The sequence below is a fragment of the Herbiconiux moechotypicola genome (assembly GCF_024979255.1).
Taxonomy (GTDB): Bacteria; Actinomycetota; Actinomycetes; order Actinomycetales; family Microbacteriaceae; genus Herbiconiux; species Herbiconiux moechotypicola.
In genome coordinates this window covers 278,168-302,639 of record NZ_JANLCN010000001.1, presented here as the reverse complement: position 1 = coordinate 302,639, position 24,472 = coordinate 278,168, and the positions used below count along the sequence as shown (strand labels likewise).

The 24,472-nt window shown below is 71.8% G+C and carries 24 protein-coding genes; 14 read left to right on the top strand and 10 right to left on the bottom strand.

Annotation, left to right across the window (positions count from 1 at the left end):
* Nucleotides 1-2: 2 nt before the first annotated feature.
* The 5 genes from N1031_RS01430 to N1031_RS01410 all read left to right on the top strand — a co-directional run bounded on the left by N1031_RS01430 (nt 3) and on the right by N1031_RS01410 (nt 5,749).
* Nucleotides 3-2,138 carry a TPM domain-containing protein gene (locus N1031_RS01430; protein WP_259477801.1) on the top strand — a complete coding sequence of 712 codons (2,136 nt, stop codon included), beginning with the start codon at nt 3-5 and terminating at the stop codon, nt 2,136-2,138.
* A gap of 94 nt (nt 2,139-2,232) precedes the next feature.
* A complete protein-coding gene (locus N1031_RS01425; protein ID WP_259477800.1) occupies nt 2,233-2,976 on the top strand; it encodes a PspA/IM30 family protein in 744 nt (247 codons plus the stop codon).
* A gap of 6 nt (nt 2,977-2,982) precedes the next feature.
* A complete protein-coding gene (locus tag N1031_RS01420; RefSeq protein WP_259477799.1) occupies nt 2,983-3,807 on the top strand; it encodes an arginase family protein in 825 nt (274 codons plus the stop codon).
* A 44-nt stretch (nt 3,808-3,851) separates the two neighbouring features.
* Nucleotides 3,852-5,303, top strand: coding sequence for a dihydrolipoyl dehydrogenase family protein (locus N1031_RS01415; protein WP_259477798.1), 1,452 nt, complete (start codon nt 3,852-3,854; stop codon nt 5,301-5,303).
* A complete protein-coding gene (locus N1031_RS01410; protein WP_375163596.1) occupies nt 5,300-5,749 on the top strand; it encodes a Fe-S oxidoreductase in 450 nt (149 codons plus the stop codon). The genes N1031_RS01415 and N1031_RS01410 overlap by 4 nt, the downstream gene beginning before the upstream one ends.
* Here N1031_RS01410 and N1031_RS01405 read toward each other — a convergent pair.
* The 6 genes from N1031_RS01405 to N1031_RS01380 all read right to left on the bottom strand — a co-directional run bounded on the left by N1031_RS01405 (nt 5,728) and on the right by N1031_RS01380 (nt 10,178).
* The gene (locus N1031_RS01405; RefSeq protein ID WP_259477797.1) at nt 5,728-6,120 is read right to left on the bottom strand and encodes an SIP domain-containing protein; all 393 of its coding nucleotides are present in this window, start codon (nt 6,118-6,120) and stop codon (nt 5,728-5,730) included. The two genes, N1031_RS01410 and N1031_RS01405, sit on opposite strands and share 22 nt — an antisense overlap.
* 64 nt (nt 6,121-6,184) lie before the next feature.
* A complete protein-coding gene (locus N1031_RS01400; RefSeq protein WP_259477796.1) occupies nt 6,185-7,621 on the bottom strand; it encodes an amidase in 1,437 nt (478 codons plus the stop codon).
* Nucleotides 7,618-8,208: a GNAT family N-acetyltransferase gene (locus N1031_RS01395; RefSeq protein WP_259477795.1), complete on the bottom strand. Its 591-nt coding sequence runs from the start codon at nt 8,206-8,208 to the stop codon at nt 7,618-7,620. The genes N1031_RS01400 and N1031_RS01395 overlap by 4 nt, the downstream gene beginning before the upstream one ends.
* A gap of 26 nt (nt 8,209-8,234) precedes the next feature.
* The gene (locus tag N1031_RS01390) at nt 8,235-8,927 is read right to left on the bottom strand and encodes a uracil-DNA glycosylase (protein ID WP_259477794.1); all 693 of its coding nucleotides are present in this window, start codon (nt 8,925-8,927) and stop codon (nt 8,235-8,237) included.
* A 1-nt stretch (nt 8,928) separates the two neighbouring features.
* Nucleotides 8,929-9,672: a Type 1 glutamine amidotransferase-like domain-containing protein gene (locus N1031_RS01385; RefSeq protein ID WP_259477793.1), complete on the bottom strand. Its 744-nt coding sequence runs from the start codon at nt 9,670-9,672 to the stop codon at nt 8,929-8,931.
* On the bottom strand, nt 9,669-10,178 hold the full coding sequence (locus N1031_RS01380) for a phosphoribosyltransferase (protein ID WP_259477792.1): 510 nt from the start codon (nt 10,176-10,178) through the stop codon (nt 9,669-9,671). The genes N1031_RS01385 and N1031_RS01380 overlap by 4 nt, the downstream gene beginning before the upstream one ends.
* Before the next feature lie 30 nt (nt 10,179-10,208).
* On the opposite strand from N1031_RS01380, the gene N1031_RS01375 reads away from it, so the two are divergent.
* The gene (locus N1031_RS01375) at nt 10,209-11,657 is read left to right on the top strand and encodes an MFS transporter (RefSeq protein ID WP_259477791.1); all 1,449 of its coding nucleotides are present in this window, start codon (nt 10,209-10,211) and stop codon (nt 11,655-11,657) included.
* Here the strand turns inward: N1031_RS01375 and N1031_RS01370 are convergent.
* Nucleotides 11,644-12,417, bottom strand: coding sequence for an SDR family oxidoreductase (locus N1031_RS01370; RefSeq protein ID WP_259477790.1), 774 nt, complete (start codon nt 12,415-12,417; stop codon nt 11,644-11,646). The two genes, N1031_RS01375 and N1031_RS01370, sit on opposite strands and share 14 nt — an antisense overlap.
* A gap of 68 nt (nt 12,418-12,485) precedes the next feature.
* Between N1031_RS01370 and N1031_RS01365 the strand changes: the two genes are divergently transcribed.
* The 6 genes from N1031_RS01365 to N1031_RS01340 all read left to right on the top strand — a co-directional run bounded on the left by N1031_RS01365 (nt 12,486) and on the right by N1031_RS01340 (nt 19,939).
* Entirely contained in the window at nt 12,486-13,574 is a 1,089-nt protein-coding gene (locus N1031_RS01365; RefSeq protein ID WP_259477789.1) for an acyltransferase family protein, read from the top strand.
* 71 nt (nt 13,575-13,645) lie between these two features.
* Nucleotides 13,646-14,971: a bifunctional o-acetylhomoserine/o-acetylserine sulfhydrylase gene (locus N1031_RS01360; protein ID WP_259477788.1), complete on the top strand. Its 1,326-nt coding sequence runs from the start codon at nt 13,646-13,648 to the stop codon at nt 14,969-14,971.
* Between the two features lie 396 nt (nt 14,972-15,367).
* On the top strand, nt 15,368-16,576 hold the full coding sequence (gene metX / locus N1031_RS01355) for a homoserine O-acetyltransferase MetX (RefSeq protein WP_259477787.1): 1,209 nt from the start codon (nt 15,368-15,370) through the stop codon (nt 16,574-16,576).
* Between the two features lie 215 nt (nt 16,577-16,791).
* Nucleotides 16,792-17,955: a sensor histidine kinase gene (locus N1031_RS01350; protein ID WP_259477786.1), complete on the top strand. Its 1,164-nt coding sequence runs from the start codon at nt 16,792-16,794 to the stop codon at nt 17,953-17,955.
* Nucleotides 17,952-19,211: a hypothetical protein gene (locus N1031_RS01345; RefSeq protein WP_259477785.1), complete on the top strand. Its 1,260-nt coding sequence runs from the start codon at nt 17,952-17,954 to the stop codon at nt 19,209-19,211. The genes N1031_RS01350 and N1031_RS01345 overlap by 4 nt, the downstream gene beginning before the upstream one ends.
* 20 nt (nt 19,212-19,231) lie before the next feature.
* Nucleotides 19,232-19,939 carry a response regulator gene (locus N1031_RS01340; RefSeq protein ID WP_259477784.1) on the top strand — a complete coding sequence of 236 codons (708 nt, stop codon included), beginning with the start codon at nt 19,232-19,234 and terminating at the stop codon, nt 19,937-19,939.
* Nucleotides 19,940-19,959: 20 nt separating this feature from the next.
* Here the strand turns inward: N1031_RS01340 and N1031_RS01335 are convergent, their stop codons facing one another.
* Together N1031_RS01335 and N1031_RS01330 are read right to left on the bottom strand one after the other, a co-directional pair.
* Nucleotides 19,960-20,268, bottom strand: a complete 309-nt coding sequence (locus N1031_RS01335) for a thiamine-binding protein (RefSeq protein WP_259477783.1) — start codon at nt 20,266-20,268, stop codon at nt 19,960-19,962.
* 3 nt (nt 20,269-20,271) lie between these two features.
* Complete coding sequence (locus N1031_RS01330; protein ID WP_259477782.1) at nt 20,272-21,567, bottom strand: glycosyltransferase 87 family protein; 1,296 nt, start codon at nt 21,565-21,567, stop codon at nt 20,272-20,274.
* 107 nt (nt 21,568-21,674) lie between these two features.
* On the opposite strand from N1031_RS01330, the gene N1031_RS01325 reads away from it, so the two are divergent.
* Complete coding sequence (locus tag N1031_RS01325; RefSeq protein WP_259477781.1) at nt 21,675-22,355, top strand: YceI family protein; 681 nt, start codon at nt 21,675-21,677, stop codon at nt 22,353-22,355.
* Between the two features lie 34 nt (nt 22,356-22,389).
* Here the strand turns inward: N1031_RS01325 and N1031_RS01320 are convergent, their stop codons facing one another.
* On the bottom strand, nt 22,390-23,295 hold the full coding sequence (locus tag N1031_RS01320) for an ADP-dependent NAD(P)H-hydrate dehydratase (protein ID WP_259477780.1): 906 nt from the start codon (nt 23,293-23,295) through the stop codon (nt 22,390-22,392).
* Nucleotides 23,296-23,368: 73 nt separating this feature from the next.
* On the opposite strand from N1031_RS01320, the gene N1031_RS01315 reads away from it, so the two are divergent.
* Nucleotides 23,369-24,451: an NADH:flavin oxidoreductase/NADH oxidase gene (locus N1031_RS01315; RefSeq protein WP_259477779.1), complete on the top strand. Its 1,083-nt coding sequence runs from the start codon at nt 23,369-23,371 to the stop codon at nt 24,449-24,451.
* Nucleotides 24,452-24,472: the final 21 nt, after the last annotated feature.

Sequence of the window (24,472 nt, the reverse complement as noted above, 5' to 3'; positions counted from 1 at the left end):
GGATGAGACATCCGCACCGCACTCGCCGCGCGGCGAGCATCCGGGCCGCCTGCGCCCTTCTCCTCGCTCTGGCCGCTGCCGCCGTGCTGCCCGCCACCGCCGCCTGGGCCGGAGACCCGGTCTCGCTCGACGGGCGTTACGTGGTCGACGACGCCGGGGTGCTCGACGCCTCCGGCGAGGCCGAGATCCAGGATGCGCTCGACCGGCTCTCCGTCGAGCAGGGTGTGAATCTGTTCGTGGTGTACACCGACGTGTTCGAGAACCCCGCCGACCGTGCTGAGTGGTCCGACGAGGTCGCCCGCCTCAACCAGCTCGGCACCGACGACGTGCTGCTCGCCGTGGCGGTCGACGACCGGCTCTACCAGCTCTCCGTCGACGCCGGGTCGGAGCTCACCGCGGACCAGCTCGACACCATCGACGACGACTACGTGGTGCCGGCCCTCCGGGAGGACGACTGGGTGGGTGCGGCGGTAGGTGCCGCCGACGGCATCGCGGTGCAGCTGGGCGGTCAGCCGGTCTCCGGCTCGGAGACGGATGCGGGTACGGGCACCGGCGACGACGCCCACGACGGGCGGGGCTCGGCCTGGCCCGTGGTGGCCTGGACCATCGCGATCGTGGTGATCGTGCTCGCCGCGGCGGCCGTCGTGCTCGTGGTCGTGCTCCGGCGCCGCGGCGTCGACCGCGCCGTGACCGCCCGCGCCGCCCAGGCGGGACCCACGCAGAAGGAGCTCGACCAGCGCGTGGGGGCGGTGCTCATCGACCTCGACGACGCGGTCACCTCGAGCGAGGAGGAGCTGGGCTTCGCCGTGGCGCAGTTCGGCGTGGAGGCCACGCGCCCCTTCAGCGCCGTGCTCGACGAGGTGAAGGCGACCCTCAGCTCCGCGTTCGAGCTCAAGCAGAAGCTCGACGACGCCGTGCCCGATACCGCGGAGGAGCGGAGGGCCTGGTCGGAGCAGATCATCGGGCTCTGCAACCAGGCCTCCGACCGCCTCGACGCCGAGCTCGAAGCGTTCACGGCGCTGCGCGACCTCGAACGCGACCCCACCCCCGCGCTGACCGCCGCCCGCGCCGCCCTCGTCGACGCCGACGCCCGGCGCGCCGACGCCTCCACCCGCTTCCAGGCGCTGGTGCAACGATTTGACGCGAAGGCCGTCGGCACCGTGCAGGGCAACCTCGGCCAGTCGGAGTCCCTCAGCCGCTTCGCCGGCGAGCGGCTCACCGCGGCCGACACCGCACTGGCCGCCGGCGACACGGCCCAGGCGGCCCTCCGCATCCGCGAGGCCCAGCAGGCGTCGACCCAGGCGGTGACCCTGCTCGACTCCGTGGGCACGCTGGAGCGCGATCTCGCCCAAGCTGCGGAGGGCCTCGCCGCCGCGGTCGCCGAGGCCCGGGCCGACCTCGACGAGGCCGCCACGGTGACGGCGGGCTCCCCCGGCGCGCCCGCCGATCTGCCCCGGCTGACCGCTGCACTCGCCACCGAGCTCGAACACGCCGCGCGCATCGGCGAGCGGGACCCGCTCACCGCCAGGCTGGCGGTCGAGAAGGCGAACGTTCCGCTCGACGCCGCGCTCGCCACGGTGCGCGGCGAGCGCGATCGTCAGGCCCGGCTCGTGGCACAGCGCGACCGCGCCATCGCCTCCGCCCAGGCGGAGATCGCGTCGGCACAGAGCTACCTGCAGACCCGGCGCGGCGTGGTCGGGGCGGACGCACGCACCCGCCTCTCCGAGGCGCAGCGCCACCTCGACCAAGCGCTCGCCCTGGCCACCACCGATCCCGAGGGCTCGCTGCGCGAGGCCACCAGCGCCTCGCAGCTCGCCACCCTGGCCGCCTCCAGCGCCCAGCAGGACGTCTCCTGGGCGGGATCGGGCGGAGCCGCCTGGCCGAGCGGCGGCAGCGGGTCGGGCGGCTCGGGCGGCGGCGACTTCGCCGGAGCACTGCTCGGCGGCATCGTCGGCGGACTGCTCGGCGGAGGCGGCGGCGGACGCAGTTCAGGCTGGAGCGGCGGCTGGGGCGGCGGAAGCCGCGGAGGCGGACGCAGCAGCGGATTCTCGGGCGGGGGTCGGAGCTCTCGCGGCGGATCGTTCGGGGGCGGACGCAGCAGCGGCGGAGGACGCCGCGGCGGAGGAGGCCGATTCTGACCGGCCCGACCGCCACCCGCCACGACCTCAGGGCGAGCCACCGCCGCCCGCATCCCGGCTCGACCATCCATCGCACACCCAGAAGGAGAACCCCATGACCAGCAAGCAATCGATCTTCGGGCGCATCGCCCAGCTCGCCAAGGCCAACATCAACGCCCTGATCGATCAGGCCGAAGACCCGCAGCTGATGCTCGACCAGCTGGTGCGCGACTACACCTCGAACATCGCCGACGCCGAGAGCGCCATCGCCCAGACCATCGGCAACCTGCGCCTGCTCGACGACGACCACCGCGAAGACGTACAGGCGGCCGCCGACTGGGGCCGCAAGGCCCTCGCCGCGAGCACGAAGGCCGACGAGCTGCGCAGCGCGGGCAACACCGGTGACGCCGACAAGTTCGACGCCCTCGCGAAGGTGGCGCTCACCCGCCAGCTGCAGGCCGAGAACGAGGCGAAGGCGGCCGAGCCCTCGATCGCCTCGCAGACCGAGTCGGTCGAGAAGCTCAAGTCGGGCCTGGCCTCGATGAAGGAGAAGCTCAACCAGCTGAAGTCCAAGCGCGACAGCCTGGTGGCCCGGGCCAAGACGGCCGAGGCCCAGTCGAAGGTGCAGGATGCGCTGAAGAACATCGACGTGCTCGACCCGACCAGCGACCTCGGCCGCTTCGAGGACAAGATCCGGCGCGAGGAGGCCCGTGTGCGCGGCCAGGAGGAGCTGATGGCCTCCAGCCTCGACGCGCAGTTCGAGAGCCTCGAAGACCTCGGCGAGCTGACCGAGGTGGAGGCGCGACTGGCCGCCCTCAAGGCCGGCACCCCCGCCAAGGCCGTCACGAGCGGCGAGTAACGAACCGTGGCCGCGACCTTCGTCGTGGTACCCCAGTGGCAGGGCTCGGGCTCGACCCGCGCCATGCGGCTGATCGACGGCGCCGAGGCGGTGCGGGGAGACCTGCCCGCCTCGGCCACCCGCGTGGTGGAGGTGCCCGCCGGTGCCGGGGAGGCGCTCGACACCGGGGTGCACCGCTACAGCTCGATCACCGCGGTCGCCGAGGCGCTCGACGCCGAGCTCGCCTCGATCGACGGCGTGCCGGTCGTGATCGGCGGCGATTGCGGCGTGGAGTTCGCGGCGGTGCGGCACGCCGTGCGCCGCACGCCCGGCCCCGTGGCCCTGGTGTGGTTCGATGCGCATCCCGATCTCAACACCCCGGAGAGCTCGCCGTCGGGGGCGTTCCACGGGATGGTGGCGCGCGCCCTGCTCGGCGACGGCCCCGCCGGTCTCGTCGAGGCACCCGCGCTGTCAGCCGGGTCGCTCGTGCTGGCAGGCACCCGCGCGCTCGACGACGCCGAGGCCGAGTTCATCTCCGAGAACGGCGTCGCCCTCGTTCCGCCGGGCGATCTCACCCCGGAGGCGCTCGCGGAGGCGGTGCGCGCCACCGGCGCCCGCAGCGTCTACCTCCACGTCGACCTCGACGTGCTCGATCCCGCCGAGATCGAGGGCGTCGCCTTCCCCGAGCCGTTCGGGGTCGGCGTGGCGACGCTGGTCGAGTCGATCCGGGCACTCCGCGCGGAGTTCGACCTCGTGGGAGCGGGCATCACCGAGTTCGCGCCCTCCGCGCCCGACGCCGCCGTCGCCGACCTCCCCGCGATTCTGAGGATCATCTCCGCTCTGGTGCGCTGAGGGTGAGAATGGGAGGGCGGCCGGCCTGACGGAGAGGACACCCCATGCCCACGACGGAATACGACGTGATCGTGATCGGAGCGGGCGCGGTGGGCGAGAACGTCGCCGACCGCGCCGTGCAGGGCGGGATGCGCGTGGCGCTCGTCGAGGCCGAGTTGGTGGGCGGGGAGTGCTCGTACTGGGCCTGCATGCCCTCCAAGGCGCTGCTGCGAGCCGGTGACGTGGTGCGCGCGGCCCGGCACGTCGACGGCGCCTCCCAGGCGGTGACAGGTGAGATCGACGTGGCGAAGGTGCTCGCCCGGCGGGACTCCTTCACGAGCGACTGGGACGACAGCGGTCAGGTGGAATGGGTGCGCGGCGCCGGAATCGACCTCGTCCGCGGGCACGCCCGCTTCACCGCCCCGAAGACCCTCGAGCTCACGGCTCCTGACGGGGCGGTCTCCACCCTCACCGCCCGGCACGCGGTGGTCGTGTCCACCGGCTCGGTGGCGCTGCTGCCCGACATCCCCGGCCTCGCCGGGGCGACGCCATGGACCAGCAGGGAGGCCACCAGCGCACACGCCGTGCCGGCCCGGTTCACCGTCCTGGGCGGTGGGGTCGTGGCCTGCGAGCTGGCCACCGCCTACGCCTCGCTCGGATCGGCCGTCACCCTGGTGTCGCGGGGCGAGCTGCTGGCCAACCAGGAGCCGTTCGCGGGTGAGGCCGTGGCCGCCTCCCTCCGCGACCTCGGCGTCACGCTCCACCTGGGCGTGTCTCCCACCCGCGTCGAGCGGCGCGACGACGGATCCGTGCTGACGACACTCCCCGACGGCACCGCCGTCGAGTCCGACGAGATCCTGGTGGCCACCGGGCGGCTCCCGCGCACCGGCGACCTCGGCCTCGAGGCGCTCGGGCTCACCCCGGGCGACTGGCTCGAGACCGACGACACCCTCCGCGTGCTCGGCGCCGACGGCTCACCACACGACGGCGGCTGGCTCTACGCCACCGGCGACGTGAACCACCGCGCCCTACTCACCCACCAGGGCAAGTACCAGGCGCGGGCCGCCGGCGACGTGATCGCCGCCCGGGCGGCAGGAGCGCCCGTCGTCGACCGGCCGTGGGGGCGTCATGCGGCGACGGCCGACCATCGCGCGGTGCCCCAGGTGACGTTCACCGATCCGCAGGTCGCCTCGATCGGGCTCACCGCCGCGGCCGCGGAGAAGGCCGGGGTGCGCATCCGGGTGGTCGACTACGAGATCGGCTCGGTCGCCGGCGCGAGCGTGCACACCGACGGCTACGCCGGCACGGCCCGGATGGTGGTCGACGAGGATCGCGGTGTGGTGGTGGGCGCGACCTTCGTCGGCGCCGACGTGCAGGAGCTGCTGCACTCGGCCACGGTGGCCGTGGTCGGCGAGGTGCCGCTCGAGCGGCTCTGGCACGCCGTGCCGTCCTACCCCACCATCAGCGAGGTGTGGCTGCGCCTGCTGGAGACCTACGGGCGGGACCTCAGCGCGTGAGCGGGCAGCCTTCCGGCACCGAACCCGGCGCCACCGACCCTCTGGCACGCGTGCGGGCGGTGCTCTACGCACCCCCCGTCGCGCGGGCGGGCTACCTCTACGCCACCGGGGTCGCCCTCGTGGTCGGCTCCGTGCTGGGCACCGGCCGCATCCGTAGGGTGGACGGACTGTTCGTGTGCACCGGGCTGCCGGCGTGGGCGTTCAAGCGCGGTGGCACCTGTGTCGGCGGGGTCTACCTCACCGACGACAACGACTCCCCCGCTGTGCTGCGGCACGAGGCGGTGCACCGACAGCAGTGGAAGCGGTACGGCATGATGTTCCCGCTGCTCTACGCGCTCGCGGGCAGCGATCCGCTGCACAACCACTTCGAGATCGAGGCGGGGCTCGAAGACGGCAACTACGTCAGGAGACGGGCGACCAGATCTCAGACCGCGCGGTCGAGGTAGGCGGCCGGAACACTCCGCCCGACCCAGGCGCAGAGCCCGTCGCCGTCGAACACGTCTTCGCCGGTGGACATCTCGCCCACCCACGCCGAGACGGCCCGGCCGAGCGCCTGGCCGGGGGCGCACGCCAGTCCGCTCCCCATCTCGCCGGTGCGCACGTCGCGCGCGAGCCAGGTGACGGTCACGCGCTCGGGTGTGGCGATCGGGTCGATGTCGGCCGCCGACGGCACCTCGACGAACACCTGTCCGCGCGCCCGGTCGCCGAGGGTGGCGATGATGGCCCGCATCTCGTCGAGATCGTTCTCGGTTCCGGCGAGGAGCACACGACCGGTGGCCTGCGCGAGGGCGGCGGATTCTGAGGCGATGACGTACATTTCACCATCAGTATAGGCACACCTAACTAAGGGTTGCCATACCTGTTTTCATCTCCGGCCCGATTCACCACTGGGGCGGATGCACCCGTTCCCAGCGCAGTCGCCGCTCGAGCTGACGCCCCAGCGCCAGCAGCGTCGACTCTCCCCCGGGCCGGCCGATGAGCTGCGCGCCCATCGGCAAGCCCTCGGCCGTCATCGACACCGGAAGCGTGATCGCCGGCAGCCCCGAGGCGTTCACGAAGGAGGTGAACGGCGTGTACTGCACCTGCTGCGCGAAGTTGTGCTCGCCGTCGTGCGCGTCATACCAGCCGATCGGCCGGGGGGTCATCGCGAGGGTCGGTGTGAGCACCGCGTCGTAGGGGGCGAACTGACGGATGAGCGACCGCTCGAACGCGGAGAGAGTCGCCAGCGCGCGCACCAGCGCCGACGCGGGCAGCGCACGCCCGCGGTGCAGCAGCCACCGGGTGAGGGGTTCGAGCAGGTGCTCGGTCGTATCGTCGGCGGGGATCTGCGAGGCGCCGGCCTGCCACACCGCTCGGAACGCCTCGGGGTACTCGGGCGCAGGGTCGAGCTCGAGCTCCTCCATGCCGTGACCGAGCGCCACCAGCGCGTCGCGGGCCGCGTCGAGCGCGGCCGCGGCCTCGGGAGCGATCTCGATCTCGTAGGCGGTCGCCCAGGGCGAGCTCGTGCTCACCGCGATCTGGAACCGGCCCTCGCCCCGCACGGCCGCACCGAGGAACAGTCCGTCGTCGTCGACCGGTGGCCGCAGGGTGTGGGTGTGGCGGATGCGGTCGCCGGCTCGCGCGATCATGCCGTCGAGCAGCAGCGCCGCATCCGTCACCGTGCGCGCGATCGGGCCCGCCACCGCGAGCCCCGCCAGAGAGTCCAGCCCCGAACCCGCCGGAACGAGCCCGCGGGAGGGCTTCAGCCCCACCAGACCGCAGGCCGCGGCGGGGATGCGGATCGATCCGCCGCCGTCGGAGCCCGGTGCGAACGGCAGCAACCCCGCCGCCACCGCCACGGCCGCCCCGCCGCTGGAACCGCCCGCGCCGCGCGAGGTGTCGTAGGGGTCGCGCGCCGGCGGCGCCACGAGGCTCTCGGTGTAGCTCGGCAGCCCGAACTCCGGGGCCGAGGTCTTGCCGAGGCTCACGGCCCCCGCGGCGTCGAGCTGCAGCGGCAGCTCGTCGCTGGTCTCGGGAACGTGGTCGGCGAACAGCCGGGAGCCGAAGGTGGTGCGCACGCCGGCCCGCCGGCTGAGGTCTTTGTCGGCCAGCGGGAGCCCCCAGAGCGGCGCCGTGCGGTCATCAGACCCGTCGAGTTCCCTCGCCCGCCGCCGCGCGGCCTCCGCGGTGACCGTGTGGAACGCACCCAGACCGCCGTCGAGCCGCTCGATGCGCTCCAGGTAGTGGTCGACCACCTCGAGCACCGAGAGCTCACGACGCTGCAGAAAGCCGTACTGCTCCAGAGCGGTGAGCTCGTGGATCTCGACCGGCCCGGTCACTTCAGCGACTTCTGCAGCAGCACCGTGCCGAGCCAGTGGCCGAACTTGAAGCCCACCCGCCCCAGCCGCCCGGCCTCGGTGAACCCGAACGACTCGTGCAGCCTGATCGAGGCCTCCGCGCCCTGGTCGGCGATGACCGCGAGGATCTCCTTGATTCCGGCGGCGCGGCAGCGCTCGATGAGTTCGCCCAGCAGCACCTTGCCGAGGCCCTTCCCCGTGGCGGCCGGGCCGAGATAGATCGAGTCCTCGACCGTACGGCGATAGGCAGCCTTCTGCTTCCAGGCCGACACGTAGGCGAAGCCGAGCAGGGTGCCGGTGGGCGACAGCGCCACCAGGAACGGGTACCCCGCCTTCGTGACGGCCGCGAACTTGTGCCGCCACTCCTTGAGCGTCATCGCGTCCTCGTCGAAGGTGACGACGGTGTTGGCCACGTAGTGGTTGTAGATCTCGCGGATGTACGGCAGGTCGGCCGCCACCGCGTCGCGCAGTTCGTACTCGAACGCGGTCTCCAGCGGCGGACGCTCGGTGGTGGCAGGCCTCAGCTCACGCGGGAGGCTGCGTCGCGGTTGGTACTCCTCTTCCAGCACCGTCCCAGCCTAACCAGCCCGCGCGCTCAGAGCACCCGCCAGTCGACCGGTGCGGCACCCTGCTGCTCGAGCAGCGCATTGGCCCGGCTGAACGGACGCGAGCCGAAGAAGCCGCGGCTGGCCGACAGGGGGCTCGGATGCGCGGACGCGATCGCGGGGCGGCCCGCCAGCAGCGGCTGCGCACCCGCCGCATCCCGACCCCAGAGGATCGAGACCAGCGGCCGGTCGCGCTCGGCGAGCACGCGGATGGCGTGCGCCGTGACCTCCTCCCACCCCGCACCCCGATGCGAGGCGGGGGCACCCGGTCGCACGGTCAGCACGCGGTTGAGCAGCATCACGCCGTTGTCGCTCCAGGAGCTGAGGTCGCCGTGCGGCGCGGGCGGGATGCCGAGGTCGTCGTTCAGTTCGCGGTAGATGTTCGAGAGGCTGCGCGGCAAGGGGCGCACATGCCGTTCGACGGCGAAGGAGAGACCGATCGGGTGGCCGGGGGTGGGATAGGGATCCTGGCCCACGATGAGCACCTTCACCTCGTCGAGGGGGCGGCGGAACACGCGCAGCACCGCGTCGCCCGCCGGAAGCGAGGGACGGCCCGCCGCGTGCTCGGCTCGGAGGAACTCGCCCATCGCGGCGATCCGGCCGGCGACCGGTTCGAGCGCCCGCGCCCACCCCCCGTCGAGCAGGCCGTCGGCGGCGAGCTCGGTCAACGAGCGCGCGGCCACGTCAGCCGGCCGCCGGCACGGGGTCGGCTCCGGCGGTCGACACCCGCACGCTTCCTGTGTCGGGGGTGACCTTCCACACGCTGCCGCGTCCCACGACCCGCAGCGGGCCCTCGCCCACGATGAGCGCCGTGTGCTCGTCGATCGCCACTCCACCGTCGACCGCACCGGATTCGGTCGCGGCGATGAGCCGCGACACCGAGCCCCACTGGGCGGCATGCACGTCGACCGCGAGGTCGATCAGGCCGATGCCCGCACCCACGGTGAGCTGCTCGAGGTCTTCGGCCGCGTGCTCGGAACCGATCTCGACGGTGTCGATCTTCCAGCCGCCCACGATGGCCTTCTCCGCCGCGATCGCGGCGCCGGCTGAGAACCCGAGGTAGGGCACGCCCGAGGCCACCAGCCGCCGCAGCTCGCCGAACGCGGGCTCGAGCGACTGCCGGTAGGCGGGCGTGAGGCCGCCCCACACCACCACCCCGTCGACCTCGGCGAACGCCGTGGGTGCGATGGGCGCGTTCTCGGGCGCCAGCACCGGCACCGGGTCGATCTTGCCGAGCTGCTCGAAGGCGGCGACCACCTCGGCGTACTTCTCGGGGGCGTCTCCGTCGCGCACCAGCACGATGGCCAGCCGCGCCCCTTCGAGCTTGCCGGCAGCCTCGGCGTGCGCGGCGATCTCGTCGAAGAAGGCGCGGTACACCGCACCGTCGTCCTCGACGGGCCAGCCGCCCCCGACGAGGTGGATGCTCATACCGCGCTCACGGGGGGCTGCGCCGACCAGGGGAAGACGATCCAGCGGTCGGTCGTCTTCCAGTAGAAGTCGGGGGCGATCACCGAGCGGGGCTTGATGTAGAGGGTGGCCGACTTCACGGTGATGTCGACCTTCTCGAGCAGCTCCACCACGAGGGCCAGGGTGCGGCCCGAGTCGGCCACGTCGTCGACCAGCAGCACGTTCTTGCCGATGAGCGGCTCGTTGTCGAGCAGCGGAGGCAGGATGATGGGCTCGGGGAGGGTCTCCTCGATGTCGGAGTAGAACTCCACGTTGAGGCTGCCGCAGCTCTTCACGCCGAGCGCGTAGGCGAGGGCGCCGCCGGGGATGAGCCCGCCGCGCGCGATCGCGATCACGAAGTCGGGCACGAAACCGGACTCCACGATCTCCTGGGCGAGCACCCGCGAGGCCTCTCCGAACTGCTCCCAGCCGAGCACCTCGCGTTCCGGAGCCGCGGTCTGTTCGGTGGTCGTGAGCTCAGAATTCATAACGGCGATTCTATGGCCTAGCATCCGGACATGAGATTGTCGTTGCGGGGTTCTGCGGTGGGCGTCACCGCGTCACTGATCGGGTTCCTGGCCCTGGTCGAGGTCACGAGCGGCATCCTGCAGGGCTTCTACGTGCCGCTCATCCCCGACCTCGTGCAGCACCTCGGCATCCACGACGCCGACTTCAACTGGTTCGAGGCGGCCCAGCTGCTGCTCTCCGCCATCGTCGTGCCGGTGCTCGCCAAGATCGGCGACATGGTGGGCCACAAGCGGATGCTGCTCGTGGCGACCGTGGTGACCGCCGGCGCGAGCTGGTGGCTGGTGGCCGCGGGTGACTTCACGTCGTTCCTCCTCGCCTGGGCGCTGCAGGGTTTCTACGTGGTGTGGCTGCCCTTGGAGGTGGCGCTCATCTTCGACCGCGGGCGACGCACCGGGCGGGGCGCCTCGCAGACCAGGCGCGCCGCGGGGCTGCTGGTGGTGGCGCTCGAAGCCGGCGCCATCATCGGAGCGCTCTCCAGCGGCCGCGTGTTCGAGGCCGTCGGACAGAATGTCACGGTCACCCTCATGATCCCGGCGATCGCCGTGACCCTGGTGTTCTTCGTGATCCTCTTGGGCGTACCCGAGTCGACCCCCTCCCCCGGCCGCAAGCTCGACCTGGTGGGGTTCACCCTCCTCACCCTCGCGCTGCTGCTCATCACGAGTGGCCTGACGTTCGTGCGTATCAACGGACCCGAGACCTGGTGGGTCTGGCTGCTCGTGGCGGCCGGCGTCGCCGCCTTCGTGCCGTTCGGGCTGTGGGAACTGCGGTCCCCCGACCCCGCCATCGACCTCAGGATGCTGCGCAAGCCCGCCATGTGGCCTGTGCAGCTCACCGCGGGTCTGGTGGGCATCAGCCTCCTCGGCGCGCAGGCGCCGCTCAGCACCTTCGCGGGCACCGATCCGGCCAACGGCTACGGACTCGGGCTCGACGCCTCGTCGATCTCGAACCTCATCGGGCTCTACCTGGTGTCGATGATCGTCGGCGCCCTGCTGTTCCCCCTGCTCTCGAGCCTCACCACGCCGCGCGTCACCCTCATCGGGGCGGCGGCGCTCGTGGGCGTGGGCTACGGGCTCTTCCTGCCCTTCCACCAGGAGGTGTGGCAGGTGTTCGTGAACATGGCGATCGCCGGCCTCGGCTCCGGGGCCCTGGTCGGCGCGATGCCGGCGGCCGCGGCCGCGGCCGCACCGATCGGCCAGACCGGAATCGCCTCGGCGCTCACGAACACGACCAAGACGATCGGTGGATCGTTCGCCTCGGCCGTGTTCGCGGTGGTGCTCATCCAGGGCGCCTCGTCGGCGGTCACCGCCACGGCGTCGAGCCTCTCGGGCTACCTGGTGGTGTGGGCCATCTGCGCCGGCGGAGCGTTCGTGGCCGCCGTGCTGCTCGTGTTCGTGCCCAAGCTCGCCTTCGGCGACCCGGAGCCGGTCAGCTCGTCTTGACGGTGAGCGGGCCGCGAGCCACTTTGTACACCGAGGACTGCGCAACGGGCTTGAGGATCACGAGGTCGAGGCTCACGTGCGGCGGCATGGTGAGCATGGCCACGATCGTGGCCGCCACGTCGTCGGCCACCAGGGGCTCCGGCACGTTGGCATACACGGCATCGGCCTTCTCCTGGTCGCCACCGAAGCGGTTGAGCGAGAACTCCTCCGTCTTCACCATGCCGGGCGCCACCTCGAGCACGCGGATCGGTTCGCCCGACACCTCCAGGCGCAGCACGTCGACCAGCGCGTGCACGCCGAACTTCGCGGCGTTGTAGCCACCGCCGCCCTCGTAGGAGAAGTGCGCCGCGGTCGACGACACGGTGAGGATGTCGGCAGAGCCGCCCGGCTCGACCGAGGCCCGCAGCAGCGGCAGCAGGGCGGCGGTCACCCGCTTGACCGCGAGCACGTTCACGTCGAACATCCACTGCCAGTCGGCATCGCTGCCGTGCTCGATGGTGTCGAGACCGGCCGCACCGCCCGCGTTGTTGATCAGCACGTTCACGCCGCCGGTGGCCGCGAGGTGGTCGCGCAGTGCGTCGACGTCGGCCTGCACCGTGAGGTCGGCGGTGAACACCTCCGCGCCCGTCTCCTCGGCGAGCGCCGCGAGCCGGTCGGCGCGGCGGGCGACGCCCACGACCTCCCACCCGAGGCCTCGCAGGGCGCGCACCGTGGCCGCCCCGATCCCTGAACTCGCACCCGTCACGACCGCACGCTTCATCAGCGTCCTCTCACACACGACCGGGACCTCCCCGGTCCCTTCCGTACCCTCAACGGTAGTCTGTTCTCGTGTCGGTCCCGATCGCGTCGCAGGGTGGGGCACCGCCCGCGAAGGTGCGGGTGCCCCTCTGGGACAACGCGCGCTTCGTGGCGATCACCCTCGTGGTGGCCGGCCACGCCATCCTGAAGCTCATCGCCGAGTCGGATGCGGCCTACGGCGTGTACCTGTTCATCTACTCCTTCCACGTGCCGGTCTTCGTGGCCGTCGCGGGGTACTTCGCCAAGGCGACCCCGCCGGGGGCGAAGCAGCTGAAGCGGATCGTGACCGATCTCGTGCTGCCCTACCTCGTCTTCGAGCTCATCTGGACGGGGGTGCACTGGCTCTCGCGGGGGTCGGCGACCCTCGACCTGGCGTCGCCGTCGTGGACGCTGTGGTTCCTGCTCGCGCTCATCGTGTGGCGGGTGGCGCTGCCCTACCTGGCGCTCCTGCGCTTCCCCCTCCTCATCTCGGTGGCCGTCTCCATCGGGGCGGGGTACTTGCCCGCCATCGACGGCACCTTCGCGGCCGACCGCACCCTCGCGCTCCTGCCCTTCTTCGTGCTCGGCTGGCGTCTGCGCCAGCTGCCCGTCACATCGTGGTGGCTCGCGGCGAGTGCGCGGCGGGTGCTGCTCGTGCGCGGATGCGCGGTGGGGCTGTTCGCCGCGCTGGCCGTCGTCATCGGGGCGGGCATGCCGCTCTGGCGCGAACTGCTGGTGCGACGGGTGCTGCTGTTCGAGCAGGCGTACCCCGACTTCGGCTACGACCAGTGGTGGGCGGGGGCGCTCCGGCTCGGCGCGATCGCGCTGGCGACGGTGCTGCTGTTCGCGTTCCTGGCCCTCATGCCGCGGCGCGAGACGCCGGTGGCGAAGCTGGGGCAGGCGACCATGTACGTGTACCTGCTGCACTCCTTCGTGCTCTACCCGTTCCGCGAGTTCGGCTGGCTCGACGGGCCGCAGCCGTGGTGGGTGCTGCCGGCGATGCTCGTGTTCAGCGTGCTGGTCGCCCTCGCGCTCGCGAGCGCCCCGGTGCGCCGGGTGTTCAGGCCTCTGGTGGAACCCCGGGCCCGATGGCTGTTCACCCCCGAGAAACACGTTACGCCGCGAGTCCGCGCCGATTGACCGGCCGCGGGCGCACTCGTACGCTTCTGGTCGAACCACCCGATCCATCCCCGACGTCGAGGAAGAAGCCGATGAGCGAGAACGCCGCGAACTGGAAGTTCGAGACCAAGCAGATCCACACCGGGGCGCAGCCCGACCCCGTCACCAATGCCAGGGCCACCCCGATCTACCAGACCACCTCCTACGTGTTCAACAGCGCCGACCACGCCAAGAACCTGTTCGCGCTGGCCGAGTTCGGCAACATCTACACGCGCATCCAGAACCCCACCCAAGACGTGGTGGAGCAGCGCGTCGCCGCCCTCGAGGGAGGCACAGCAGCGCTGCTGGTCGCCTCCGGCCAGGCCGCGGAGACCTTCGCCGTGCTCAACATCGCCCAGGCCGGCGACCACATCGTGTCGTCGTCGTCGATCTACGGCGGCACCTACAACCTGTTCAAGTACACCCTCGCGAAGCTCGGCATCGAGACCACCTTCGTCGAGAACCAGGACGACGCCGACGAGTGGCGCCGCGCCGTGCGCCCCAACACGAAGCTGTTCTTCGCCGAGACCATCGGCAACCCGAAGATCAACATCCTCGACATCGAGCTGGTGTCGGGCGTGGCGCACGAGAACGGTGTGCCGCTCATCGTCGACAACACGATCGCCACCCCCTACCTCATCCGCCCGATCGAGCACGGAGCCGACATCGTCGTGCACTCGGCCACGAAGTTCCTGGGCGGCCACGGCACCGTCATCGGCGGCATCATCGTCGACGGCGGAAAGTTCGAGTGGTCGAAGAACGTCGAGAAGTTCCCCGGCCTCACCGAGCCCGACCCGAGCTACCACGGCGCCAGCTACACCGGCGTGCTGGGCGACGGCATCGCCTACATCATCAAGGCCCGCGTGCAGCTGCTGCGCGACCTAGGCTCGTCCATCGCACCGGCCAGCGCCTGGCAGCTCATCCAGGGCATCGAGACCCTCTCACTCCGCGTCGAGCGCCACGTGCAGAACGCGCAGGAGATCGCCGAGTGGCTCGACTCGCACGACGACATCGCCACCGTGTACTACGCCGGGCTGCCCTCGAGCCCGTGGTACGCCGCCGCCAACAAGTACGCCCCCAAGGGCGTCGGCGCGGTGCTCTCGTTCGAGCTCAAGGGCGGCGTCGACGCCGGCCGCACCTTCGTCGACAGCCTCAGCCTGTTCAGCCACCTCGCCAACATCGGCGACGTGCGCTCGCTGGTCATCCACCCCGCCTCCACCACCCACTCCCAGCTCACCCCCGAGCAGCAGCTCACCACCGGCGTCACCCCCGGCCTGGTGCGCCTGTCCGTGGGCCTGGAGAACATCGACGACCTCAAGGCCGACCTCGAGCAGGGGCTCGCGGCGGCGCGGGAGACCGTGAAGGCCAACGCGGTCTAACAGTTTTCTCGAGGGGACGCGGGCTGTGCTGGCTGCTGAGGGGGTCGTGCTGCGCGCGACCCCCTCAGGTTTCGCTGGTCCTCGCCCGGCGAAACGCGACATGTGAAGGTCCGGTCGCTTCGCGGCCGGGCCTTCACCCTGGGTACAACAGGAGCGGCCTGATACGAATGACCTCCGCGCTCGCAGTTCGCCGGCGGGGTGGGGCGTCGTAACAATTGCGAGGAGTGGGGGGATTTCTTCCAGAATGGGGAGTGCGGTGTTGACCGCGAGAGGCCCCACCTTGACGACCCAAGGCGCCCGCGTGGCCGACCGGTGCGACCGTAGGCCGCGCCGGTCGACCGCACGGGCGCATGTCGCGCTGCGCCGCAGAAGCGGCGGCGCAGCAGAAAGCACAGCATGGACTGGCAGACCAACGAAGACACCGTTCCGAGCGGGTTCATCACCGAGGCGCAGGTGCGGTCGGTGCTGGGGAAGCCGCCGGCGTCGGGGGCGTGGCGGGAGGGTGATCCTGTCGGGAGGCGGCTGTTCGCCCCGATCGGCGATTTCGGGTTCGAGGCGGGTGGGGTGGTGCCGAACGCGCATCTGGCCTACCAGACGTACGGCACGCTGAACGCGGCGCGCGACAACGCCGTGCTGGTGCTGCACGCACTCACCGGAGACGCGAACCTCATCCACCCTGCGGAGCCGGGGCACCCGACCGACGGCTGGTGGCCGGGCCTGGTCGGTCCTGGCCTCCCCATCGACACCGACCGCTGGTTCGTGGTGGCCCCGAACATGCTGGGCGGCTGTCAGGGCAGCACCGGCCCCTCCTCGATCGCCCCCGACGGCACGGAATGGGGCGCCCGCTTCCCGTACACCACGATCGCCGATCAGACCCGGGCGCAGCGCCTGCTCGCCGAGCGCCTCGGCATCGATCGCTGGTTCGCGGTGATCGGCGGCTCGATGGGCGGGATGCACGTGCTCGAATGGGCGGTGCAGGCACCCGGGCAGGTGGAGCGCATCGCGGTGATCGCCGCGCCGGCGTCGAGCTCGGCCGACCAGGTCGCGCTCAACTCGGTGCAGATCCAGGCCATCCGGGCCGACCCGGCCTTCCAGGGCGGCGACTACTACGACGCCGCCGACGGCGAGGGCCCGCACCAGGGTCTGGCCCTGGCCCGCCGCATGGCGCTGCTGAACTACCGCAGCCCCGACGAGCTCAACCAGCGGTTCGGGCGCAGCTGGCAGAGCGGCATCAGCCCGCTCGGCCAGGGCGGCCGCTTCGCCGTGGAGTCCTACCTCGACTTCCACGGAAACAAGTTCACCCGCCGTTTCGACGCCAACACCTACATCACGCTCGTCGAGGCCATGAACTCGCACGACCTCGGGCGGGGTCGCGGCGGGGTCGCCGCCGCGCTCGCGAGCGTGCAGGCGCTGGCCCTGGTGATCGGCATCGACAGCGACCGGTTGTTCCCCGTGGCCGATCAGCAGCTGATCGCCCGGCACCTTCCGCACACCCTCGACGGCGACGAGCCCGTCGTCATCGAGTCGGGCTTCGGCCACGACGGATTCCTCATCGAATTCGACGTCGTAGGGCGGGAGATCAGCAGGCTTCTCGCGACCGGCTGATCGGGTCGCAGCCGGCCGGCCCGGGGCGCCCGAGGCGGGTCTCAGAAGGAAATGGGGCCGGGGAGCCGCCTTGCCTGCGACTCCCCGGCCAATTCCCCCCGGGTCGCACTCGACGTTACCGACATGTGTCGAGATACTCTCGCCCCAATTCAGGGGACACGATGCATCCGTCGCACCCACCTCAGGCGTCACAGCCGAGGCGATATCATGCGAGAGTGCCGAGGACCGAGCGGGAACGACGCAAGCTGCTCACGCGCACGTCGCGCAGCCTCGGAATGCTCTTCACCGGAGCATCCGTCGCCGCTCTCGTGATGGCCAACCTCGACGATCCGGTGCGGGTGCTCCCCGGCCTCACCCTCATGGTGCTCACCGGCGTCTCCTACTACGTGCTCGGCGACTCGCGCTCCCCCGTGTGGCCGGTCACCACCTTCGTGATCGCGCTGGCGGCCCTCGCCGCGTTCCTGCTCCCGTCACCGCCGATCACCGATGTGCCCACCACCTCCGCCGTCACCTTCTTCGCCTCGACGGCGATCCCCTCCCTCATCCCCACCCTCGCGGCGACCCCGCGCCTGCTGTGGCTGGTGCTGCCGGGCTACGTGCCGGTCGTCGCCCTCGCCACCGCCGCCACCTGGTGGTCAGACCGGTCGGCGTTCGTGATCGCCTCCGTCGTCGTGGGCTGGCTGGCGCTCGTGGTGTGCTCGGTGTGGCTGTCGGGCAGTGTGCGGCGCGCCTTCACCGGCATGGCCCGCCTGGGCCGGGCGCACGCCGCCGAGCGGCTCTCCAGCGAGGTGGAGGCACAGCGCCGGCACGGCGCCCGGCTGCTGCACGACACCGTGCTGGCCACGCTCACCCTGCTCGCCCACTCCGGCATCGGGGTGAACCCGGATGCGCTGCGCAACCAGGCGGAGGAGGACGCCAGGCTGCTGCGCCAGCTGCGGCTGGGCGGCACACCGATGCCGCGTTCCTCGGGCGGCTACACGCTTGAACCCGTCGAGGCGGGCGACCTCGGCCACACGCTGGAATCGGTGAAGCAGCGCTTCGGGCGGATGGGGCTCCAGGTGGCCTGGCACGGCAGCGGCCAGATCCTCCTGCCCAGCCACGTGCTCGACGCCTTCCTGCTCTCGCTCTCGGAGTGTCTTGAGAACGTGAGGCGTCACGCCCAGGTGGGCACCGCCGACGTCACCATCTCGGAGGACGACGTGTCGGTGCGGGCGATGGTGACCGACACGGGGGTGGGATTCGATCTCGAGAACGTCGACATCGGCCGGCTGGGCCTGGCGGAGTCGGTGATCGCGCGCATCCGCGACGTGGGGGGCAAAGTGCGCCTGTTCTCCTCGCCGGGCGCCGGAACCACGGTGGTGCTGGAGGTTCCGAAGTGAGCCGGGGCGACACGTCGTCTCCCGGGCGGGTGCCGCCCGACGGGGCGCTCACCGAGCTCGTGCGCGCCCGGCGCCTGGGGTCGGGTGCGGCCGACGCCCTGCGCGACGACCTCGCCCGCACCTCCCGGCTGGGGATCGGCTACCTCGGCGTGGGGTCGGTGATCGTCGGCGTCATCCTGCTCGGCCGCGGGCTGATCTCGCTGGGCTGGAGCTCGAGCGAGGCCGGCGGGGTGCAGCCGCTGGCGGTCGCGGCCTGGGCGATCGTGCTGCTGGCCTTCTGCATCCTCGTCGTGGCTGCCCGGCGGGCCCGCGGCACGCTCTCGACCTGGCTCTTCGCCGCGGTGCTGACCGCCGACGTCCTCGCCCTCGCCGCCGATGCGATGGCCCTGGCGATCTCGGGCAGCGGGTACCTGAGCGCCTGCATCGGGGTGGGCGCCACCCTGGTGGCGGCGGTCACGTTCCGCCCGGTCACCGAGGTGTTCACGGTCACGGTCGTGCTCACGGCGGTGGGCGTGCTCGGCGTCGGCGCGCTCGCCCTCACCCTCCCCTCCGAGGTGGCGACGACCGTGAGCCAGCTCATGCTCACGGTCGTGCCTCCGTTCGCCGCCGTGATCGTGGTGCGCTCGTTCGGGTCGATGGTGCAGCGCGAGCTCGACCGCACCATCGCCGAGGGCGCGCTCGCGGCACCGCGCTACAGCCTCGGACTGCTGGCCTCCGCCGAACTCGCCCGGCTCGACCTGGCCGCCGAGGAGCTGCTGCAGGACGTCGCGACCGGGCGCATCCCCCTCCCGCTCGACCGGGAGTCCTCCGCGCTCGCCGGCCGACTCGCCACCGACCTGCGCAGGATGCTCGTGGCCGGCCGTGCGGAGAGCTGGCTGCAGCACGCCCTCCGCGAGTCGGAGATCCTCGGAGCCGTGGTCACGCTGGTCGACGAGGAGGGGCTCGCGGGCTACCTCTCCCCGTCGCAGCGTGACGGACTGCTCTCGGCGGTGTGGCTGGTGGTCGACGACTCCGTGCGCACCACTCCCACCATCGACCTCGAGATCGGACGGCCTGCCGCGAAGACCGGCGTGGCGCCCGACGATAGGATGGTGCTCCCGATGGTCGTCTCGATCGGCGGCGTCTCACGCCGGCGCATCGAACCGGCCGTGTGGTCGGCCCTCTCTCGGGTCGGCCAGTACTCGGTGGAGTCCCGTTCGGGCTCCGTTCGGGTGCGGGTCGACGCCCACGTCGTAGTGCCGGATCCGTCGAGATGATCCGCACGGAAGGAGACCAGGTGCCCAGCACGCGCGAGCCGATTCGTCTGGCGATCGTCGATGACCACCGGATGCTGCTCGGGGCCCTCACCGAGTGGATCCGCGGGGCCGCCGACGACATCTCGATGGTCGCCGCCGTCACCACCTGGCCCGACCTGCTGACCCACGGCGAGTTCCCGGTCGACGTCGTGCTGCTCGACCTCGACCTCAAAGACAACCTGCCCGTGTCGGTGAAGCTCAAGGCGCTCAAGTCGGCCGGCGTGAAGACGGTGCTCATGAGCACGTACTCCGAGCCCGCAGTGGTGCGCGAGGCCATCGCCGCCGGCGCGCTGGGCTACCTCGTGAAGAGCGAGGAGGCCGACATGATCGTGGAGGCCATCCGGGCGGCGAGCGTGGGCGACAGCTTCATCTCCACCGAGCTCGACCTGGCCCTCGCGGCCGACGACCTCGATTCCTCGCCGCGGCTGAGCGCTCAGGAGCGCCGGGTGATGGCGCTCTACGGCGGTGGGGAGCCCGTGAAGCAGGTGGCCAAGGCGCTCGACATCTCCGAAGAGACCGCGAAGTCGTACCTCAAGCGCATCCGCGAGAAGTACCGCATGGTGGGCATCGACGTGGGCACCAAGGTGGCGCTCCGCAAGCGCGCCATCCAGGACGGCCTGCTCCCCCGCGACGACTACCTCGGCGGGCAGACCGCCGACGACTTCGACGACGCGCCGCTGCCCGACTGACGTATAGCGGCAGGCCGGGATCAGTCGAGTTCGGAGATGGCCGTCTCGAGGCGGTCGAGCTTGCCGGTGATCTCGCCCGAGTAGCCGGGGCGGATGTCGGCCTTCAGCACCAGCGAGACGCGGGGCCCGAAGGCGCCCACGGCGTCGGTCGCGCGCTTGATGACATCGAACACCTCGTCCCACTCCCCCTCGAGGGTCGTGAACATCGAGTCGGTGCGGTGCGGCAGCCCGCTCTCGCGCACGATCTTCACGGCGGCGGCGACCGCGTCGTGCACGCCCCCGTCGGGGGCGGCGCCGCCGGAGGGCGCCACGGAGAATGCGACCAGCATGATTCAGCTCCTCGTCTCGGATGATGTGATGTCTGTCGTGAGCTCTCCCGATCGGGCCGCCGACGCGAGCCGGTGCGTCGGCCCGCCCGGACGGCGTGCCCGCCACAGCAGCACGACCGCGAGCGCGAGCATGGCGACGCTCAGCAGGTTGCGCAGCGTCAGCACGGAGAGCATGAACGGGTCGAGCCCGAGCACCCAGTCGTACCCGATCGGGTAGATGATCTGGGTGAGGCCCGCCATCACGAAGGCCAGCACGGCGGGCACGAAGAACCGGCGCCCCTGTGTGACCACGCCGAGGATGACGGGAGCGGTCAGCCACACCATGAACTGCGGCGAACCGACCTTGTTGAACACGATGAGCGCCATCACGAGGGCGAGCACGAGAGGCGGCAGCACGCTGCTCGCGGCGGCACCCGAGCGCACGACGACGAAGGCGAGCACGAGCACCGCCGCGACCGCCACCACCAGCAGCGGCGTCATGAGCCCGGCGGCCGCATCGCTACCGGGGCCCGTGACCTGGAATGTGAGAATGTCGAAGTCGTAGTAGACGCGGGAGCCGTTGCCGGCCAGGGCCGCCCAGAGCCAGAACGTCGACACCGGCGCCTCGACCTGCAGGCCGCGGCCGGTCTGCTCGGTGATGAAGCTGAACGCGTTGAGCCCCGAACCGAACGCCAGAGCACCTGCCGCCACGCCCACCAGGGTGACGAGCGCGGCGACCGCCACGCGCATCCGCCGCCGTACGGCGAGCACGACCGCCGCGATGACGGCCGCCGGCCACACCTTCACCCAGGTCGCCAGCGCGAGGAGCACGCCGGCCAGCGCGGGCCGGGAGGCGGTCAGAAGCAGCCCGCCGATGACCAGATCGACGGTGAAGATGTCGATGCGGCCGACCGCGACCGGGCCGAGCAGCAGCAGGAAGACGAGCCACCACCACGCGGCAGCCACCCGGGTGACCCGCCCGGCGGCACCGGTGCGCGGATGCGTGACCAGGTAGAAGAACACCGCCGCGTCGGCGATCGTGACCATGATCATCCAGCCGATGCCGTAGAGCCCGGGACCGAGAACCAGGGAGGCCAGCATCGGCACGAAGGCGAGCACCGGGTAGACCCACGGCCCGTCGATGCCGAGCCGGTAGCCGTCGAGCGACTGCTCGACCCAGGGGAGGTAGACGTTGGTGACGTCGCCGAACGGGAGGTTCGGATGCGTCAGACCGTCGTAGCCGAGCCAGAGGTGCACCACGACGAACGCGGTCCACAGCGCGGGCTGTCCGGCCGCGATGCGGCGAAGGCGGGAGGGCACGACCGTCAGCCTAGCGGGGGTGGTGCGGCGTGTCCTCGGCCGCTTCCCAGGCTGCGACCACCTTCGCTTGATGTACTGGGACGACCGACCCGATCCGGAAGCCGCCTGTGAACAGACCTGCCAAATACACCGTCGCCCTCATCGCCGGGGTGGCGGCTGTCGGCGTGGTCGCGGTGGTGGCGGTGCCCATCGTGTCGCGGGGTGCGGAGGTCGACATGACCGCCACCCTGCAGCAGGTGGTGCCCACGGTGTTCGACTCCCCCGAGAACGCCTCGGGCGACGTGGAGACGAGTTCGTGGAGCATCGACTCCGACTCCGTCGTGGGCTACCGCATGACCACGGGCGACGACCTGGAGATCAGCGGCAGCACCGACCGCATCTCGGGGCGCATCTCGGTGACCGGCGACGAGGTCTCCGACGCCGAGTTCATGGTCGACCTGTCGACCCTGGTGGGCGACGACCCGGCCCGTGCCGCCCTGTTCGACACGCTGATCGCGGCGACCGGCGGCAACTCGATGGCGTCGTTCGTGCTCACGAGCCCCGTCACCCTGCCCGACGACGGCTCCACCGACGAAGCGGTGCCGATCGTGGGCGTGCTCACCCTGCGCGGCATCAGCAACGAGGTCTCCGGCGAGGCCGAGCTCGACTTCGACGACGAGACGGGCACCATCTCGGGCAGCATCCCGATCGACCTCGGCTCCTACGGCATCCCCACCAGCCTCGGCCCCGTCGAGCTCGACGACACGGCCCACATCGACGTGGAGCTCGTCACCGTCCCCGCGAGCTAGCAGCACAGGGCCGTTCCCGCGAGCTGAGAGCGGGTCAAGCCGGACGCACTCCGGTCACCAGTCGCGCGACGACGGCGGGCACCGCCCGGGCGATGTCGAGCGCGGCCAGAGGCCCGCCCGCCGAGGCCCGCTCCGCCGCCCAGGCGTGCACGTAGGCCCCGGTGGCGGCAAGACCCACGAGCTCCCGGGGGTCGGCGAGCACCTCGTCGGCCCGCGCCGCCACCAGGGCGCCCACGATGCCGCCGAGCACGTCGCCCGAGCCCGCGGTCGCCGCCCAGCTCGACGGCGCCGTCACGCGCACCGCGAGCCGCGCGGTCTCGTCCTCCCCCGCACCGAGCGGGGCGCACACGTGGGTGACCCGCCCCTTCAGCAGCACCGTGCATCCGGTGCCGTCGGCGGCCCGGGCCGCCCAGTGCTGCGGATGAGCGGTGACGCCGGCGCGGTCGACCGCCTCGCCCAGACTCGTCAGGAGGGTCGCCAGCTCACCGGCGTGCGGGGTCAGCACCGCAGGACCGACGGTGTGGCCGGCCAGATCGAGCGCGCCCGCATCGAGCACGACGGGCCGGCCGCTCACGCGCGCCTCGTCGAGCTGGGCGGTGGTGGCTGGCTCGCGGGTGGCCGGGTCCTGCCCCGAGCCCGCGAGCCACGCCTGCACACGGCCCGCGCGGGTGACGACCTCCGGGCGGGCGTGCAGCACCAGGTCTCCGGCGCGGTGCGGGCCGAGATAGCGCACCATGCCGATGCCGGTGTGCACGGCCGCCTCCACCCCGAGCACCGCGGCGCCCGGGTAGTCCTCCGAACCGGTGATCACCCCGAGCACGCCGCGGCTGTACTTGTCGTCGTGCTCGCCGGGCACCCGGATGCGGGAGGCCGCGTCGAACTCGGCGAACTCGCGCCAGGCGCCGGCGCCCTCCTCCGGCTGTCCCGCGTCAACATCCATACGGTCGATGATAGGCGGCCGGGAATATTCGGCCCCGGTCACCCGCTGCCCTCAAGACGACGAAAGGTGTTCCGTGACCGCATCCGCCCTGTTCTCCCCGCTCACCGTCCGTGAGGCGGCCTTCCGCAACCGACTGTGGGTGGCGCCGATGTGCCAGTACTCCGTCGACCGCCGTGACGGCGTCGCCACCGACTGGCACCTGGTGCACCTCGGCGCCTTCGCGGCGGGTGGTGCCGGTCTGGTGATCGTCGAGGCGACCGGGGTCTCGCCCGAGGGCCGCATCTCGCCCGAAGACCTGGGGCTCTGGAACGACGAGCAGCGCGATGCCTTCGCACGCATCGTGTCGTTCATCACCGGGCAGGGGGCGGTGGCGGGCATCCAGCTGGCGCACGCGGGCCGCAAGGCCTCCACCCGGCGCCCATGGGACGGCCGCGGGAGCGTTCCGCTCGACGAGGGCGGCTGGCAGACGGTCGCGCCCTCGGCCGAGGCCTTCACAGGCTACGCCGCCCCGCGCGCCCTGACCCTCGACGAGATCGGCGGGGTCGTCGACGACTTCCGCACCGCCGCCCGCCGGGCGATCGACGCCGGGTTCGGGGTGATCGAGCTGCACGCGGCCCACGGCTACCTGCTCCACCAGTTCCTGTCTCCGCTGTCGAACCACCGCGACGACCTGTACGGCGGGTCGCTCGAGAACCGGGCCCGCCTGCTGCTCGAGGTGGTGCGGGCGGTGCGCGCCGAGATCGGCGAGGGGGTGCCGCTGTTCGTGCGCTTCTCGGGCACCGACTGGGTGGAGGGCGGCTGGACCCAGGAGGAGACGGCCACCGTGGCCGGGTGGGCGGCCGCCGAGGGCGCCGACGTGATGGACATCTCGACCGGCGGACTCGTGGCCGAGGCGCGCGTGCCCGTGGGCCCGCTCTACCAGGTGCCGGTGGCGCACTTCGTGAAGGAGCGCATCGACGCCCCGGTGACGGCCGTCGGGCTCATCACCACCCCTCAGGAGGCCGAGGAGGTCGTGGCAACAGGCCGGGCCGACGCGGTGCTCATGGGCCGGGAGTGGCTGCGCGACCCGCACGCGGGACTGCGCTTCGCCCACGAGCTCGGGGCCGAGGTCGGATACTGGCCGCGCCAGTACGAGCGCGCGCCGTACGCCTCGTAGCGGCCGGGGCGGCTGCCGCCT